The sequence below is a fragment of the Streptomyces spinosus genome, assembly GCF_020400655.1.
Lineage (GTDB): Bacteria > Actinomycetota > Actinomycetes > Streptomycetales > Streptomycetaceae > Streptomyces > Streptomyces argyrophylli.
Genome location: NZ_JAINRC010000037.1, coordinates 1 through 15,452 on the forward strand (window position 1 = coordinate 1; position 15,452 = coordinate 15,452).

Annotated in this window: 17 protein-coding genes and 1 pseudogene; 11 read left to right on the forward strand and 7 right to left on the reverse strand. The window is 73.4% G+C overall.

Going from position 1 to position 15,452, the window contains the following annotated elements; translation table 11 throughout:
* A pseudogene (locus tag LG395_RS39845) lies at positions 1-144 on the reverse strand (lytic transglycosylase domain-containing protein); the annotation flags it as partial.
* 273 nt (positions 145-417) lie between these two features.
* Here LG395_RS39845 and LG395_RS39850 point away from each other — a divergent pair.
* The gene (locus LG395_RS39850) at positions 418-1,419 is read left to right on the forward strand and encodes a class I SAM-dependent methyltransferase (protein WP_225814333.1); all 1,002 of its coding nucleotides are present in this window, start codon (positions 418-420) and stop codon (positions 1,417-1,419) included.
* Here LG395_RS39850 and LG395_RS39855 read toward each other — a convergent pair whose 3' ends face one another.
* On the reverse strand, positions 1,420-1,890 hold the full coding sequence (locus LG395_RS39855) for an SsgA family sporulation/cell division regulator (protein ID WP_225814335.1): 471 nt from the start codon (positions 1,888-1,890) through the stop codon (positions 1,420-1,422).
* Between the two features lie 318 nt (positions 1,891-2,208).
* On the opposite strand from LG395_RS39855, the gene LG395_RS39860 reads away from it, so the two are divergent.
* A complete protein-coding gene (locus tag LG395_RS39860) occupies positions 2,209-3,030 on the forward strand; it encodes an alpha/beta hydrolase (protein ID WP_225814338.1) in 822 nt (273 codons plus the stop codon).
* Between the two features lie 61 nt (positions 3,031-3,091).
* Here LG395_RS39860 and LG395_RS39865 read toward each other — a convergent pair whose 3' ends face one another.
* On the reverse strand, positions 3,092-5,851 hold the full coding sequence (locus LG395_RS39865) for a helix-turn-helix transcriptional regulator (RefSeq protein WP_225814373.1): 2,760 nt from the start codon (positions 5,849-5,851) through the stop codon (positions 3,092-3,094).
* A 570-nt stretch (positions 5,852-6,421) separates the two neighbouring features.
* On the opposite strand from LG395_RS39865, the gene LG395_RS41590 reads away from it, so the two are divergent.
* On the forward strand, positions 6,422-6,844 hold the full coding sequence (locus LG395_RS41590; protein WP_308071495.1) for a WhiB family transcriptional regulator: 423 nt from the start codon (positions 6,422-6,424) through the stop codon (positions 6,842-6,844).
* A 13-nt stretch (positions 6,845-6,857) separates the two neighbouring features.
* Here LG395_RS41590 and LG395_RS39875 read toward each other — a convergent pair whose 3' ends face one another.
* The gene (locus tag LG395_RS39875; RefSeq protein WP_225814341.1) at positions 6,858-7,439 is read right to left on the reverse strand and encodes a TetR/AcrR family transcriptional regulator; all 582 of its coding nucleotides are present in this window, start codon (positions 7,437-7,439) and stop codon (positions 6,858-6,860) included.
* Positions 7,440-7,608: 169 nt separating this feature from the next.
* Between LG395_RS39875 and LG395_RS39880 the strand changes: the two genes are divergently transcribed.
* The 8 genes from LG395_RS39880 (at position 7,609) to LG395_RS39915 (ending at position 14,178) form a co-directional block, all read left to right on the forward strand.
* The gene (locus tag LG395_RS39880) at positions 7,609-8,811 is read left to right on the forward strand and encodes an acyl-CoA dehydrogenase family protein (protein ID WP_225814343.1); all 1,203 of its coding nucleotides are present in this window, start codon (positions 7,609-7,611) and stop codon (positions 8,809-8,811) included.
* Between the two features lie 93 nt (positions 8,812-8,904).
* Positions 8,905-9,294: a flavin reductase family protein gene (locus LG395_RS39890; protein ID WP_505016513.1), complete on the forward strand. Its 390-nt coding sequence runs from the start codon at positions 8,905-8,907 to the stop codon at positions 9,292-9,294.
* 119 nt (positions 9,295-9,413) lie between these two features.
* Positions 9,414-9,539 carry a hypothetical protein gene (locus LG395_RS41390; RefSeq protein ID WP_263983625.1) on the forward strand — a complete coding sequence of 42 codons (126 nt, stop codon included), beginning with the start codon at positions 9,414-9,416 and terminating at the stop codon, positions 9,537-9,539.
* A gap of 21 nt (positions 9,540-9,560) precedes the next feature.
* Positions 9,561-10,535, forward strand: a complete 975-nt coding sequence (locus tag LG395_RS39895) for a 2-hydroxyacid dehydrogenase (protein WP_225814345.1) — start codon at positions 9,561-9,563, stop codon at positions 10,533-10,535.
* Positions 10,536-10,539: 4 nt separating this feature from the next.
* Positions 10,540-11,520 carry a hypothetical protein gene (locus tag LG395_RS39900; protein ID WP_225814347.1) on the forward strand — a complete coding sequence of 327 codons (981 nt, stop codon included), beginning with the start codon at positions 10,540-10,542 and terminating at the stop codon, positions 11,518-11,520.
* Complete coding sequence (locus tag LG395_RS39905; protein ID WP_225814349.1) at positions 11,517-12,353, forward strand: prephenate dehydratase; 837 nt, start codon at positions 11,517-11,519, stop codon at positions 12,351-12,353. Before LG395_RS39900 ends, LG395_RS39905 begins: the two co-directional genes overlap by 4 nt.
* A 246-nt stretch (positions 12,354-12,599) precedes the next feature.
* The gene (locus LG395_RS39910; RefSeq protein ID WP_225814351.1) at positions 12,600-13,250 is read left to right on the forward strand and encodes an HAD-IA family hydrolase; all 651 of its coding nucleotides are present in this window, start codon (positions 12,600-12,602) and stop codon (positions 13,248-13,250) included.
* Between the two features lie 10 nt (positions 13,251-13,260).
* The gene (locus LG395_RS39915) at positions 13,261-14,178 is read left to right on the forward strand and encodes a TIGR03619 family F420-dependent LLM class oxidoreductase (RefSeq protein ID WP_225814353.1); all 918 of its coding nucleotides are present in this window, start codon (positions 13,261-13,263) and stop codon (positions 14,176-14,178) included.
* Positions 14,179-14,195: 17 nt separating this feature from the next.
* Here the strand turns inward: LG395_RS39915 and LG395_RS39920 are convergent, their stop codons facing one another.
* From LG395_RS39920 to LG395_RS39930, 3 genes are all read right to left on the reverse strand, one after another.
* Positions 14,196-14,645 (reverse strand): hypothetical protein, encoded by a 450-nt coding sequence (locus LG395_RS39920; protein WP_225814355.1) that lies wholly within the window; start codon positions 14,643-14,645, stop codon positions 14,196-14,198.
* 141 nt (positions 14,646-14,786) lie between these two features.
* The gene (locus LG395_RS39925; RefSeq protein WP_225814356.1) at positions 14,787-15,149 is read right to left on the reverse strand and encodes a hypothetical protein; all 363 of its coding nucleotides are present in this window, start codon (positions 15,147-15,149) and stop codon (positions 14,787-14,789) included.
* On the reverse strand, positions 15,095-15,388 hold the full coding sequence (locus LG395_RS39930) for a hypothetical protein (RefSeq protein ID WP_225814357.1): 294 nt from the start codon (positions 15,386-15,388) through the stop codon (positions 15,095-15,097). The genes LG395_RS39925 and LG395_RS39930 overlap by 55 nt, the downstream gene beginning before the upstream one ends.
* Between the last annotated feature and the right edge of the window lie 64 nt (positions 15,389-15,452).

Here is a 15,452-nt window from a genome sequence, read left to right on the forward strand (position 1 = left end):
CATGAGGAGCGTCGCGTCCGCTGCCGTCGCCCCGGCGTCGTTCGCCTGCGCGGTGCTGCCCGAGGCGATGCCGACGACGCTTCCGACAGCGGTGACCGTGGTGGCCGTGGCCACCGCTAATCCCCGGACCGAGATCGTGCTCACGCGTGTTCCTTCCGGTTTGTCCCTGACGCCGAGTCGCCGCGTACGCGCGTGTCTCCTCTGGCGCATGCCGCAGCGAAGCACTCTGCCGTGCTCGGACGCGCAGCGCAACGACTGGTGAAGAAGGTGTGGATGGTCACACCGCATGCAGACCGAGGGCTCCCTCCGGAGCGGGACACACTCGGCGCTGTTCCGCATGTGTTTCCGTATGGCAGCATGTGTGCGTTACAGCGTGAAGAGACATGTGTCCTAGAACAGCGCTCTCCGGAGGCTCCCGTGTCCGCATCGCCACAGAACACCGGTCCTGCCCCGGGCGGCGGCCTGCCGTTCGGTGAGGACCCGGTGGCCACCCTGGAGGCGGCCGCATGGGCGATGGCCGCCGTGGTGAGCACCCAGCGGCAGGCGCTGTCGCGGCCTCTGCAGGACGTGCTCGCGGGCGACCCTCGGCGTACGGCGGTCCTGGAAAGCGTCGGTCTGGTCCGCAGGGACGCCGACGGCTTCGCCGTCCACCCCGCGCTCGTCCAGGAGGACCCCCTGACCGCCCGCAGCGCGGTGGAGGCGAAGCTCAGCTCGCTGCGTCAAGCCGTCTCCGCCGCAGCCTCGGACGCGGAGGACCCGGCGGGACCCGGGTGGGGCGCCCAGGACGACGAGGTGCTCCTCGGCCAGGGGCGGGCCTCCGCCGCGACCGGCCGTGCGCTCGCCGGGAAGGTCGTGCCGGAGCTGCCGGGGTGCGCCGAACGGCTTCAGGCGGAGGGCAGCCGCATCCTCGACGTGGGCACCGGTGTCGGCGCGCTGGCCGTGGTGCTGGCCGCCGGCTTCCCCGCGGCCCGGGTGGAGGGCATCGACGTACTGGAGCGGGCGCTGGACCTGGCGGGAGCGGAACTCGCCGCGGCGGATCCGGCCGTCGCCGCTCGGGTCGGCCTGCGCCGTCAGGACGCGGCCGAGCTGTCGGAGGAGGAGCGCTACGAACTGATCTGGCTGCCCGCGCCCTTCCTCTCGGAGGAGGCGCTGCGGGCTGCTCTCCCGCGCCTGGCCGCGGCTCTGGTGCCGGGCGCGTGGCTGGTGGCGGGGACCAACCCCGCCGCCGACGACGCGCTGCGCCGCTCGGTCGGCCGGTGGACCGCGACGCGTGGCGGCGGCAACTCCTTCGACACGGCGCGCATGAGTGAGGAGCTCCTCGCCCTCGGGCTGGAGGAGCCGAGGAGGTTCCCCACGGTTCCGGGCGGCCCCGTCCTCGTCGCCGCCCGACGTCCCGCGGGCCGGGAGCGTCCCGCGTGATCAGTCGGAGGCGGCCTCCCGGCCGTCGAGCAGGTCCGCGGCGGTCATGTCCCAGTCCATTCCGGCCAGCTCGTGACCGGCGGGAACGAGCTCGTAGGTGTGCTCCAGCCACTCCGCGAGCGGTGGCACCGGGAGTTCGAACAGCGCGGCCATGTCGCCCGAGGCGAGCTGGAGCCGCGCCGTGGCCCGTTCCTCCAGGTTCGTCGGCCAGACCTGGACGTCACCGAAGCCGCTCATCGAGTACAGCCCCTGATGGAGGAGGTCGCGGCCGATCCGCCACAGGACGCGCGGGCCGCCCGCGATGAGGAACTCCACGCACACGATCAAGGGGCGCTCCGGGTCGTAGCTGAACTCGGCCCTGATCGCCTGCCGGGCGGAGACGTCCAGCACGCGTTCGATGTCCAAGCTCAGCTGAGGACGACCGTGCGGTGCCGTTCGGCTGGCCTGTACACCTGGCTGGTAGCCGCTCATGACGGGTGGATCCTTCCCTGGGGCGGAGGCTGGCCCTACCCACTCTCGCCGTCGCGGGAGTGCCGTACATAAGTAACTTGACCGTCGAACACGCCCCGCGGTGACGGTGAACGCCGTGACGGCCGCCCGCCAAGTGGACCGCTCTCCGTCTTCGGGCGTCCTGTCCGGGGATCGGGCCGAGGGGCCGGTCCGGGCCCGCGTGCCACGGCCGCGAACATTAAGTCATTCGACTGTCGCCCTTGATCCGTGCCTGAACGATGCTGAAACAGTCGCCGGTGTTCCGGTGCCGGATGGTCGTCATGCTCGGAGGAGCCAGCCGTGGAACGTACTCCCGTCGTCTTCATCCATGGGGCGTGGCTGCACGCGCTCTCCTGGGAGTCGTGGGCGGAACGCTTCGCCAGCCGGGGTTTCCTCGCCCTCGCGCCCGGTTGGCCCGGGGAGGCCGCGGCGGCCCCGGACGTGCGCAAGTTCCCGGAACCGCTCGGCGGCATCGGTCTGGACGCGCTGACCGACCACTACGCCGAGATCGTGCGGTCCTTCGAGACCGCGCCGGTGATCGTCGGACACTCGGTCGGCGGTCTCATCGCGCAGCATCTCATCACCGCCGACGTCGGCCGTGCCGCGGTGGCCATCGCGCCCGCCCCGATCAACGGCGTCCTGATCGAGGACGTACCGCCGCCCGGGTCCTCCGCCCGGCTGTCGTGCTCCGCCGAGCTCGATCCCGCCGGGCGGCTGGTGTCCCTGTCGGCGGAGCAGTTCCACCGCGTCTTCGCCAACACGGTGAAGGCGGAGGAGTCCGACCGGCTCTTCGACCGCTACGCGGTGCCGGCGCCACGGCGCCTGCTCGCCGACATCGGGTGTACGGGCGGGCCCCGCAGCCCGCGCGCCGTGGCGGACGTGGCCAACCCGGAGCGGGGCCCCCTGCTGCTGATCTCCGGGCAGGAGGACAGACTCGTACCGGACGCGGCCACCCGCGCGGTGTACAAGCAGTACGGCGACACCACCGCCGTGACCGACCTCAAGCAGTTCGCGGACCGGGGTCACTCGCTGGTCATCGACAGCGGATGGCGCTTCGTCGCCGATTACGTGCTCGGCTGGCTGGACGGGTACGGCATCCGCGGCCACCCCACGGAGGGCTGACCGGGGCGCCCCGGCGGGCCGGACGCCCGGTGTCGGCGGGTGATGCGGTCACACCTCGCCCTCACGCGTCCTGGCTGTCGGGCATGTTGCCCAGGGCGTCGCGCAGGGCGGCGCGGGAGGTGATGCCCAGCTTGGGGAAGACCCGGTAGAGGTGGGAGCTGACCGTGCGCGGTGACAGGTGCATCTGCTGGCCGATCTCCTTGTTGGTCAGGCCGCCGGCGGCCAGGTCGGCGATCCGGCGTTCCTGCCACGTCAGCTCGGCCAGGTGTGCCGGGGAGGCGACCGTGGCCGCACCGGTTGCGCGCAGTTCCGCCCGTGCCCGTTCCGCCCAGGTGGGTGCGCCGAGCCGTTCGAACGTCTCCGCGGCCACGGTCAGCGACAGCCGCGCGGCCTTGCGTCCCTGGGTGTGGCGGAGGTGGATGCCGTGGGCGAGGCGGATGCGGGCCAGTTCGAAGGGGAAGGTGGCGGCGGCGGGGTGGGTTTCGGCGTGGCGGTAGTGGTGGTCGGCCTCGGTGGGGTCGATGGCGGTCATGGCGAGGGCGCCGTGGGTGATCAGGGCGAGGCGGGGGGAGATGTCGGGCAGGTGTGCGTCGTGGGCGGCGAGGGCGTGGGCGCGGGCTTGTTCGGTGCGGCCGGTGTGCAGGGCCGCCTCGACGAGGTCGAGCAGGGTACGGGAGGCCTGGTGGGCGTAGGGGGTGAAGGTGCCGGGGGGTGTGATGCCGATGGCGTGGAGGTAGGCGGCTTCGTAGTCGCCTTCGCTGAGGGCGGCGGTGGTGCCGATGGCGTCGGCGATCTGGGTGAGGAAGCCGACGCCGCGGGGGCGGGCCCAGGCGTCGACGGCGGACTGCAGTTCCCGTGCCCGTTCCACCTCGCCCCGCATCGCCGCCAGCAGGCCCAGGTAGGCCCGGGTGTGGTGGGCGAACAGGGCGTGTTGGCGCGATGCCGCCAGTTCCAGGCTGCGTCGGCCGGTGCGCTCGGCCTCGTCCCACTCGCCGACCGCCATCTGGTCGAGCATGATCAGGTGCAGCATGATCATGCCGGACGCCGTGGCCCCCGTCTCCACCTCGCGGTCGACGATGCGCTGGAGGTGCGGCCGGTACCGGCTGAGGGTGTCCACGTGGTACGCGGCGACGGACAGCCGGCTGATGTCCCACGGTTCGAGTGCGCGGAGGTCGGCGAAGGCGCGTTCCACCCGCTCCGCCACACCGGCACCGCGCCGGACCACGTCCCCCCACGCGTCCTCGTAGACGCGGGAGAGGGGGGACACCAGGTCGCCCAGGGAGCCGAGGAGCTCGTGCGTCCGCTCCCACGACGTCTCGTCGCTCGCGTACTGGTCGATCGCGAGCAGCAGGTTCACCAGCCGGGTGAGCACCTCGTTCGGCTCTGCCACGTCCCGTGCCGCACCGCTGTCCCGGACGCCTTCGATCGCGGCGAGGACCTGGCGGTGCGAGGAGCGGACGTCCCCGTCCTCGTACAGTGCGCCGTAGGCCGACGCGACCACCGAGGCCGGAGAGTCGTTCCCGCCGGACGCGGTGTCGGAGACCAGTTGCTGGGCCCGGTCCAGCAGGCCGGCGTGACCGGCGATGAACGCCGCGCTGCCCAGCCGCCGGGACCGCTCCTCGCGGCCCTCACTCAGCTCCGCGGCCCGGGTCAGCCAGGTCACGGCGGCCTGGGAGCCGCCCCGTCGGGTGGCGGAGTCGGCCGCCGCCTCCAGCGCGGCCGCCACCCCCTCGTCCGGGTCGACCGTCGAGGCCGCCAGGTGCATGGCACGCCGTTCCACGTCGTCGCGGTGCACGTGCGCGAGCACCGCGTGGGCCGCCCGCCGCTCGTTGGGGGTCGCCGTCTGGACGACCGTCGAGCGCACCAGGGGGTGCCGGAAGACGAACTCGCCGCTGAGCGGGTCGATGTCCAGCAGCCCGCAGGCGGCGGCCTCGTCGGCGTCCCCCCTCATGCGGTAGCGCGTCCCGGGCGCACGGCCTCCCGCCGTGCCCGCTCCCACACCGTCCAGGGCGCCGCGCAGCAGTTCCGCGCGTACGGCGTCGCCGAGGGCCTGGATGCGGGCGCCGTAGACGTGCCGCAGACGAAGGGGCAGCGGAACGCCGCTGTACCCGACCGTCGTGTCCCGGTCGCCCGCCGTCCGGCCACTGCGCAGCACGTGGGGCGGCAGTTCCAGCAGCGCCAGCGGATTGCCCAGCGCCTCGTCCAGGACCAGACGGCGGACGCCGGGGTCCAGACCGGGGTGGTGCAGGTCCAGGAGCTGCCCGGAGGCCTTCTCGGACAGGGTGGTCACCGGCAGTTGCGGCAGCGCGGCCGTGTCGAAGCCGGAGGGGACGTCGGAGCGCAGGCCGACGGCGAGCTTCACCGAGCTGCCGGTGAGCCGTCGCCCGACGAACCCGCACACCTGGGTGCTGGAGGTGTCGAGCCACTGGCCGTCGTCGAGCACCAGCAGGAGGGGTTGCTGTGACGCCGCGAGGGAGAGCAGGTCGAGGACGGCGATGCCGAGGGTCATGACCGACGGGGGCGGGCCCTCGCTCCGGCCGAAGACGACGTCGAAGATTCCTCGGTGGCTGTCGTCCAGCCGGTCGAGGTGGGGGAGCAGCGGGTGGAGGAACTGGTGCAGGCCGGCGTACGGCAGTTCCGACTCGGCCTCCACCCCGGTCGCCCTGATCACTCGGTGCCGCTCGCCCGCGGCTAGGTCGGCGACGTGGTCCAGCAGGGCGCTCTTGCCGACACCCGTGTCGCCGCGCAGGACGAGAGCCTGGCCCCCTGGGGCCGTCACGAAGCCGGACAGCACCTCCCGCTCGTGTTCGCGGCCGACCATCGTCTGGTCGATGGACTCCACCGTCCCCCACTCCCTTCCCCGCTGAACCGGCCCGGCCGGACGCTGCCGCGCCCCGTGCGCACGGATCGCGCCGGGCGCGGGGGCGAGGGACGTCGTCGTCGCTCTCCCCGTGGCGGCGCTTCGCCCCGTGGTCTCCCCTTCGGGGCCCCGGGACGGCGCGTGTGCGTGCTCCGTGCGGCCTCCTGGGCAAGTGATCGTGCTGCACGGCGGGCCCGCCGCCCTGCGAGCCGCCTTGAGCCAAAAGACTAGATGTACCTCATGAAGTTCGTCACCTGGTATGGCCGGAAATGTTCTTGTTGCACGGCCTTCACCGTGAGCCTGACGGCGTTGGACGGGGTGGCGTGCACCCGTCTGAGCTGTACCTTGCCATCCGAGGCCGTCCGGGGCCACCGTCCGCGACCACCGGAGACACGTGTCGACTGCGCCGGGCACGCGGCCCGGTCGGTGCGCCGACGGGAACATGTGAGCTAGTGTCGTCCGCGTCCTTCGATATGTGTGTACGGACGCGGCAGGCGGCCCGGCCGGGCCGCCGCAGGGAGCGAGGCGGGCATGGACTGGGCCGACCAAGGGCTGTGCCGGGCGCAGCCCGACCGGATGTTCGCCGAAGGCGCCGCGCAGAACGAGGCAAAGGCGGTCTGCGCCGCCTGCCCGGTGCGGCTGGACTGTCTGGCCTACGCCCTGGACCACCGCGAGCAGTACGGCGTGTGGGGCGCGATGACCGAGCGGGAGCGCCGGGCGCTGCTGCGCCGCCGCCCGGCCGTGGCGTCCTGGGCGGAGATCTTCCGCACGGCCGCCGCGCACCCCGACCTTGCGCCGGTCGCCATGCCCCGTGGCGTGACCCCGGCCGCGCACCGTGACCCGGGCCGGGCGGCGGGCCGTGATGTGGCCCCGTCGGCGGGGGCGTCGTACCCGACGACCCCGGCACGCAGGCGTCGGCGGCCGGGCACGGCGCGGGCGGGGCTCGACCGTTGAGGCCGTGGCGGGTTCAGGGCCGTAGCGCCTGAAGGGTCAGTTCGCCGTACCGTCGCCACAGCGCCGGATCCCGCTCCGCGAGACGGACCAGTTGCAGGCACATGCCGCACAGCACCACGCGCAGGTCGAGCGGGTCGGCGTCCGGGCGGATCCGGCCGGCGTCCCTGGCCTCCGTCATCAGCGCGGCCAGCCGTTCGAGCAGGGGACCGGTGTACGTCGTCGACCGTCCCTCCGCGAGCACCTCGGACAGCAGACGGTCCCGGGCGAGGTTCTCGAAGAGCAGCAGGACGTAGGTGTCGAAGGCCCGCGCCGGCTCGGCCTCGGCCAGGGCGGGTGCGGTGATCCGCTCCAGCTCCGCCAGCCGGTGCCCCACGACCGCTTCCACCAGGTCTTCCTTCGTCGGGTAGCTGCGGTACACCGTGGCCTTCCCGACGTCGGCGCGCTCGGCGACCTGCGGCACGGTGCCCTGGAGCCCGTGCTCCTCGAAGACCTCCAGTGCGGCGGCGAAGACCCGCTCGTGGTTGCGCCGGGCGTCGGCCCGTCTGCGGGGGGCGTCCAGCCCGTTCTGCTGCGGAGTCGTCTGCACCGGATTCACCCGTTCATTGTGCCTGCCGTGCCTCCTGGTGGGTGTCCTGCCGTGTCCCCGCCGTGCTTCGTCGCCGGGCACGCAGGGACCGCCGGGTGCAAGTGGACCCTTGAGTCCGGTTATGCTGGCGGCGGCAATCGGACCCGTGAGTCCCAATCCTGCTGTTCCTGGAGTGGTGATGACCGCATCGATCAGCGGCGAGCGCGCCCCGCTCACCGATCCGACCCGCCGGCTCGTGGTGGCGACCCGAGAGATCGCCCCCGTGCTGCGCCGCACCGCGGACGCGGCCGAGCGCGACAGCCGGCTGACGCCCGAGGCCGGGCGGGCGCTGCGGGAGGCGGGCCTGTTCCGCCTCGGCGTGCCGAAGCGCTGGGGCGGTGAGGAACTCGCGCCCGCCGACAGCATGGAAGTGTCGGCCGAAGTGGCGTCGGCCTGTCCGTCGAGCGCCTGGGTGGTCATGGTCTCGTACGTGGCACAGCAGATCGCCGCCTCCTTCGGGCAGCGGGCGTGCCAGGACCTGTGGGGCGACGGCCCCGACGTCGCCATGTGCGGGGTGTTCGCCGGCACGGCAGTCGCCTCCGCGCCCGTCGAGGGCGGACTGCTCGTCTCCGGCTCCTGGGCCTGGGCGTCCGGCAGCCACCAGGCCGACTGGGCCCTGCTCGGCGTCCCGCTGCCCGGGGATGCGGATACCGGGACCGAACGAGGACTGGCGCTCGTGCGGACCTCCGCCCTCGCCATCGAGAAGACCTGGGACATGGCGGGCATGCGCGGCACGGGCAGCGACACCCTGGTCGCCGACGAGGTCTTCGTCCCGTACCACCGGCTCCGGCGCTTCGCCGACGTCCTTGAGGGCCGGGGACTGCCCGAGGAGCCGTTGTACCGGATTCCCCCGGGGTCCATGACGGTCGTCTCCATGGGACCGCTGCTGGGCATCGCGAGGGCGGCCCTCCGGCTCACCCTGGAGACCGTCGGGAGCGGCAAGCCGATGGCCATGTCGCTGCACGTCAGGCTCGCCGACTCGCCCAGTGTGCAGGCGGCGCTCGCCGAGGCGGCCACCCTCATCGACTCCGCCCACCTGCACCTGAGGCGCTCGGCGGAGTTCATCGCCACGGCGGCGGCCTCCGGCAGCACCCCCACGCCGGTCGAACGGGCGCGGGTACGGATGGACGCGGGACACGCCTCCACGTGCCTGCGGCAGGCGATGCAGGCCCTGCTGACCGTCAGCGGAGCGGGCAGTTTCTCGCTCACCAGGACCCTTCAGCGGCACTGGCGCGATCTGGAGACCGGGTCCCGGCATCCCACGCTCAACCCCGGGCTCGCCAAGGAGATGTACGGCCGTGCGCTGGTGGGCGACGAGCGGCCGGTCAGCCCCATGGTCTGACGCACCGTCCGCGGCCCCGTATCCGCTCCCACGCCCGCCGGGCGGGCCCATGGCCGTCGCCCGGCGGGCGAGAAAGAAGAGAAGGCACCGAAGGTGCCCGCCGTACGGATGCGGGGCCAGGTCCGCGAGGTACGGGCCGGGGAGAAGGAGACGAGCAGGGGTTCGAGGGAGAGGGAGACGAAGGACTGGCAGGTCAACGTCCTGGCCGCCGGCCAGGCGGACGTCAGCGCCGCGTTCGCCGGCTCCGGGAACGACAGGTTCCACGGGGTCGGCCGGTCGCCGGGCCCGGGCGGCGCACCACGGCTGGACGGCGTGTGCGCGTTCGTCTCGTGCGCGCTGTGGGACGAGTACGAGGCCGGTGACCACACCCTGGTCGTCGGCCGCGTCCTCGCGCTCGGCGCGGATCCCGCACGAGAACCGCTCGTCTTCCACCGCGGCCGCTACCGCGAGCTGGACCCGGGACCACGGTCCCGCCCGCGGTGAGCGGGCCGCGTGTCGACACGTATGCCGGGCCGGGGGGCCCGGACACACACCCGGGTGACGAGCCTCACATGAACCCCCATCCATGACACATACGTCCTCACAAGTGAGGAAACGAGTACATGCCGACCGAGGCGGTCCCGGACACCGTCGTCGCGTGGACAGGCTCCACGGGGGCGCGGTCCGGCGCGGACATCCCACCGCTGTACGAACGGCCGCACGTCGGTGCCGCCCCACGCGGCACCTGAGCGGGAAGAAGCTGATGCACGATGAAGGACGGCACGACCGTCTGGCTCCCGTACCACCGCAGTCGGACACCCGGCCTGCCCGACGAGCTCACCTACGCGTACTGGGACGGGTCCGGCCCGTTGCCGGGTGACCCCGCCGAGGTCCGCTTCCTCGTCGGTCCGCCGGTCCCCGGCGCCGAACGGGTGCTGCGCCCCGTCCTGCCGCGGATGCGCAACCTGGAGGTGCTCCAGCTGCTCAGCTCCGGCTACGACCACATGCTGCCGCTGCTGGACGCGATGCCGCCCGGAACCCGGCTGAGCACCGGGCGCGGCGTGCACCGCGAGGCCACGGCCGAACTGGCGGTCACCCTGCTGCTGGCCCTGTCCCGGGGGCTCGACGTGTTCGGTGCCCGTCAGGCCGAGGGGACGTGGCGGCCCGAGTACCGCACCTCGCTGGTCGGCAAGCGCGTCCTGGTCATCGGCTACGGCGCCGTCGGCGCGGCCGTCGCCGCCCGGCTCGGCGCGTTCCGGTGCGAGGCGGTCCTCGTGGCCCGCACGGCGCGCACCACCCCGGCCGGACGTGTGCACGGGGCGGCGGAACTGCGCGAGCTGCTGCCCACGGCGGACGCGGTGGTGCTGTGCGCGCCGCTCACCGAGCGGACGCGCGGCATGTTCGGCGCGGACGCGCTGGCCCTCCTGAAGGAGGGCGCCCTGCTGGTGAACGTCGCCCGGGGGGAACTGGTGGACACCGGCGCGCTGGTCCAGGAGGTGCGCGCGGGCCGGATCCGGGTCGCGCTCGACGTCACCGATCCGGAGCCGCTGCCGCCCGGCCATCCGCTGTGGCACCTGCCCGGCGTCCTGATCACCCCGCACGTGGCGGCCTTCACCGACGCGTTCCCGGCGATGACCGAGGACTTCCTGCGCCGGCAACTGCGCCGGTACGCACGGGGCGAGGAGCTCCACAACGTCGTCCTGACGACGGCGGCCGGCGGTGTCGGCGTCGAACAGGCGGCGTGAGCCCATGACGACGTCCACGCACGGTGACCATCTGCGGGTGCTCGGACCCGACACCGGCCTCGCGCAGGTGTTCGCGTTCTACGAGGTCCATGCCCACGGCGACCCGTCCGCCGCCTGGGAGGCGTTCACCACCGCCTGGAACTGGTCCGCGCCGCTGGCCACCGCCGTAGCCGGCGCTGACGTCCCGGACACGCCGGTGGCGCTGCCGGCCGCAGGGGGCGGCTTCACCCTGTCCGGACGGTGGCACCTGCCGGCGCACGACGGGACCGGAGCCTGGCTGGCGCTGCCGCTGACCGGCGGCGAACGGCCGTCCCGGCCGGTCATGGCCTCGCCCGGCGGCCCGGACCTGTTCGCGGTGCCCTCCGAGGTGCTGCGGGGCGCGGTCCACGCGGTCCCGGGGGAAGCCGCCGGGCCCGGACCGGTGTTCCGGCTGGAGGGCGTGCACGTGCCCACGGGGTTCGCCACGCACGCGGCGGCCACCCCGCTGCGCGCCGCGGACGCGCCGTTCCTGTGGACGGCGGTCGCGGCCCAGGCCCTGGGAGCGGCCCGGCGCGTCACCGACGCACTGGCCGCCCCGGCCCCGGCCCCGGCGTCCGCCTCCGCCCCGGCGTCCGCCTCCGCCCCGGCGTCCGGCGCGGCCCGCGGACCGGTGCGGTCCGCCACCGTGGCCGCCGAACTGGCCGCCGTGCTGCACGACGAGCGGCTGAGCCTGGCGGCGGCCCTGCACGGCGCGCCCTCCGCCCGGCTGGGCCTCGCCCCGTCCGCCGGGGAGCGGCTCGCCGCGCGTGTGCGGCGGGCCGGGAACGCCGTCCACCAGGTGGTCGCGTCGGCCCTCGAGCACGCGCTGGCGTCGTACGGGTACGCCGGTGAGCACCCCCTGGTGCACCTGCTGGAAGCCAGTGCACCGATACTTCAGCAGGCGCGGTACGCGACGCAGCTTCTGCCGCCCGACGACGGGACCTCCTGGAAAGGTGCAAATCTGTGACAACCGTCACGTATCAGGGTGAACCTGGCTCCAACTCCGCGACCGCCGCACGCGCCCTGTACCCCGGGAGTGCCGAACTGCCCTGCACGGGCTTCGAGCAGGCGCTGGACGCGGTGACACTCGGCGCCGCCGACGTCGCCGTGATCCCGGTGGACAACTCCGCGGCGGGACGCGTCGCGGACGTGCACCATCTGCTGCCCGAGTCGGGGCTGTTCATCGTCGCCGAGTACTTCCTCGCCATCCGCTTCGACCTGATGGGCGTGCCCGGCGCGACCCTGGACCAGGTGGAGTGCGTACGCAGCCACGTCCATGCCCTGGGGCAGTGCCGCAAGCTGCTGCGGGAGGGCGGCTGGCGCACCCTCGTCAGCGACGACACGGCCGGAGCGGCGCGCGAGGTGGCCGAGCTGGGCGACCCGCGGCACGCCGCGCTCGCCCCGCCCGCGGCGGCCGGGCTCCACGGCCTGGAGGTGCTGCGCTCCGGCGTCGAGGACGACCCGGACAACACCACGCGGTTCGTCGTGCTCTCCCGGGACGCCGCCCCGGCCCCCGACACCGGGGAGCCGACGATGACGAGCCTGTTCTTCTCCGTGCGCAACATCCCCAGTGCGCTGTACAAGGCACTCGGCGGGTTCGCCAGCAGCGGCGTGAACCTCACCAAGATCGAGAGCTACCAGATCGGCGCGGGGCTGAACGCCAGCCGCTTCTACGTCGAGATCGAGGGGCACCCCGACGACGAGCGCGTCGCCCTCGCCCTGCACGAGCTGCGGTTCTTCTCCTCCGAGGTGCGCATCCTCGGTGTGTACCCGGCGCATCCGCACCGGCTGAAGGGCTGAACCGGCCCGGGTGACGCGCGGGGGACCCGTGCGGCCAGGGCCGGGGCTCTTCGCCGCCGTCGCCGGGGCGGCGAAGAGCCCCTTCACCAGGACAACGCAGTAGGCCGCCCGCGGGGTTCACAGGGGGGGCGGGCGTCGCACATGTGCCTGCCCGGCGAGAAACATGGGCAGGCGGGAAACACAGCCCGGCGAGAAACATGGTGACCTGGTGGCAGCCGGGGCCGGGCGGCCTTCTAGGGTGTGGGCATGATCCAGCACCGCAAGGGCCTCGTCCTCGACTTCGGTGGTGTGCTGACGACACCTCTGCTGCCCGCCGCGCTCGCCTTCGAAAAGCGCGCGGGACTGGCCGAGGGCACGCTGCTCACCGGCCTGTACCTGAATCCCGAGGGGATCAGGCTCACCGAGGAACTGGAGCGCGGCACGCTCAGCCAGACGCAGTGGAACGAGGCGGCCGGACGGCTGCTCGGCATCGCGCCGGACAACCTCATGGGCCGCGTCTTCGCCGACCTGCGCCCCGAGACCACGATGATCGCCGCGGCCGCCGCCGCGCGCCGGGCCGGGATCAAGGTCGGTATCCTCTCGAACTCCGTCGGCCTGACCCCGTGGAACCTCTACGACGGGTACGAGGTGGACGACCGCTATGACGCCGTGGTGCTGTCCGAACTCCACGGCACGCGCAAGCCCGAGCCGGAGATCTTCCGGCTCGTGCTGGAGCGACTCGGCCTGCCGGCCGAGGAGTGCGTCTTCGCCGACGACACCGAGCAGTACCTCGCGCCCGCGGCCGCACTCGGCTTCACCACCGTCCACGCGGTGGAGCCCGCGCGAACGGTCGCCGCCCTGGAAAACCTGCTCGGCGTCGCGCTGACGGACGTGCGTCCCGAGCGGACGACCCCCTGAGGAGACACACATGCGACTGGGTCTGGCCCTTCCCACCTTCGGTCCCGACGCCACGCCGGACGGCATGCTGCGCGTCTGCCGCACCGCTGAGGAGATGGGGTACGACTCCCTGTGGACGGGCGACCGGGTCCTCGCCCCCCGCGTTCCGGGCGCCCCGTACCCGAGCCGCGACGGCGTGATGCCCCGCGTCTACGAGAACCACATGGACCCCCTGGTGGCGCTCACCTTCGCCGCGTCGCACACGACCCGCGTCCGCCTCGGCACGAGCACGCTGAACGGCCTGTGGCAGCCGCCGGTCATGCTGGCGCGTTCGCTGACCACCCTGGACGTCCTCAGCCAGGGCAGGCTCACCGTGGGCCTCGGTCTCGGCTGGATGCCCGACGAGTACACCGCGGTCTCCGTGCCGTGGCAGGGCCGGGGGGCGCGGCTCGACGAGACGCTGGACGTCCTGAAGGGGTACTGGACCGAGGACGTCTTCGCCCACGAGGGACCGCTGTTCACCGTCCCGGAGACCGTGGTGGGGCTCAAGCCGCGCCAGCGGCCCGGGCCCCCCGTGCTGCTCGCGGCGTTCACCCCCAGGGGCCTGCGGCGGATCGGGCGCAGGCTCGACGGCTGGCTGCCCGGCGCGATGCCGCTCGCGCACCTGATGGGCATGTGGGACACCGTCCTCGAGGAGGCGGTGCGGGCGGAGCGGGACCCGTCCACCCTGCACATCGCCCTGCGGGTCAACCCCGAGCTGACCGAGACGAGGACCGGCCCGGAGCAGATGCCCCGGGCGGGCACGCTGGAGCAGTACGTCGACTACGCGCGGGCCGCGGCCGAGGCGGGGGTGCACGAACTGTTCGTGGACTTCGGGCAGACGGACACCACCCTCGCCGAACGGGTCGACCTGGCCGGCCGCTTCCTCGAAGGGGTCCGCGCGGGCTGATCCGCCGGGCGTTCCGGTCAGCGCAGCGCCCGGTACACCGACGCCGCAGTGAAGCCGTACGCCAGGTGCGGGACGATGTCCGACACCCACGACGTGAGGCTCCAGGTGGTGGGGTCGGTGACCTTCAGGGCGGTGGCCGGCAGGTCGCTGCCGGCCATGGCCGCGGCGGCGAGCAGCGGCCCGGCCGCCAGGACCGGGAGGTTCCCGTCGCGGCGCGCCAGCCCGTACGCCGCCCCGACACCGAGGCCGGTGACATAGCCGAGCAGCGCGCCGAGGGCCTCCTCGCGGTGCTCCTTGTCCTCACCTTCCCCCAGTCGCACCCCGGCTCCGCCGGCGAGCTTGCCCGCGATCGTCGCCGGCACGCCGCTGGACCCCCTGCCGCGCAGCAGCATGTCCCCGTACGAGACGACGTTCAGCGCGGCGGTGCCGGCTGCTCCGGCGAGCAGGCCCTTGGTGAGTGACCGCATGACATCTCCTTGACGTGACACAGCAGAGGAAAAGCCCTGATGTAACAAAAGGGACATTACCTGAAATGTCCTTTGCAAGGGATGTTCAGGTGTGACGAGCGGGACATCCACTCGTCACACCTATCACCGTCGCGGCACCCGCTACCGGAGCCCGACGGCCCGCGTGACGCTCTGCCGCACGCTGTTGCCGCGGGCGTCGCGCGCGTCCACGCGCAGGGTGACGAACCGGGCGGTGCGGGGGGCGTCGAGCCGAGTCCGCCACCCGGTGCCCGAGTGTACGAGCGCCGCGTGCCGCCAGGTGACCCCGTCGTCGTACGAGACGTCCAGGCCCACCTTCCCGATCGCGGCGGTGCCGGTGGACCCCGGCAGGTGGGAGGCGGTCACCGTCAGGCCGGCGCGCCGTCCCGCCCGGCCGGAGGCGTCGGTGGCGACCTCGTAGTCGAGCTGTATCAGGGGTAGTTGGGCTGCTCGCCCGCCGCTCCCGCCCGCGAGGTGAAGCCCCACTCGGTCCGGGTGGCGGTGGAGTAGGGCGCGGCCCAGGCGTCACGGGAGTTCTCCGGGACCAGACGGTAGGGGAGCGGGGCAGGGCTCAGCCCGGACACGGTCATGGCCAGCTGGTAGCGGCCCATCTCGCGGACGAGCTCGTCACCCTGGTAGAGCCGCACCTGGTTGTCGACGTCGAAGTTGCCGTACGTACCGCCCAGATGACCCGTGCCCGAGTCGCCCCAGCCGGGGACGGACACGTACAGCTTGTCGCCCTGGCGGACCGGAGCGTCCCCGTCGAGGAGCCGTGGCCGCTGGACCGGT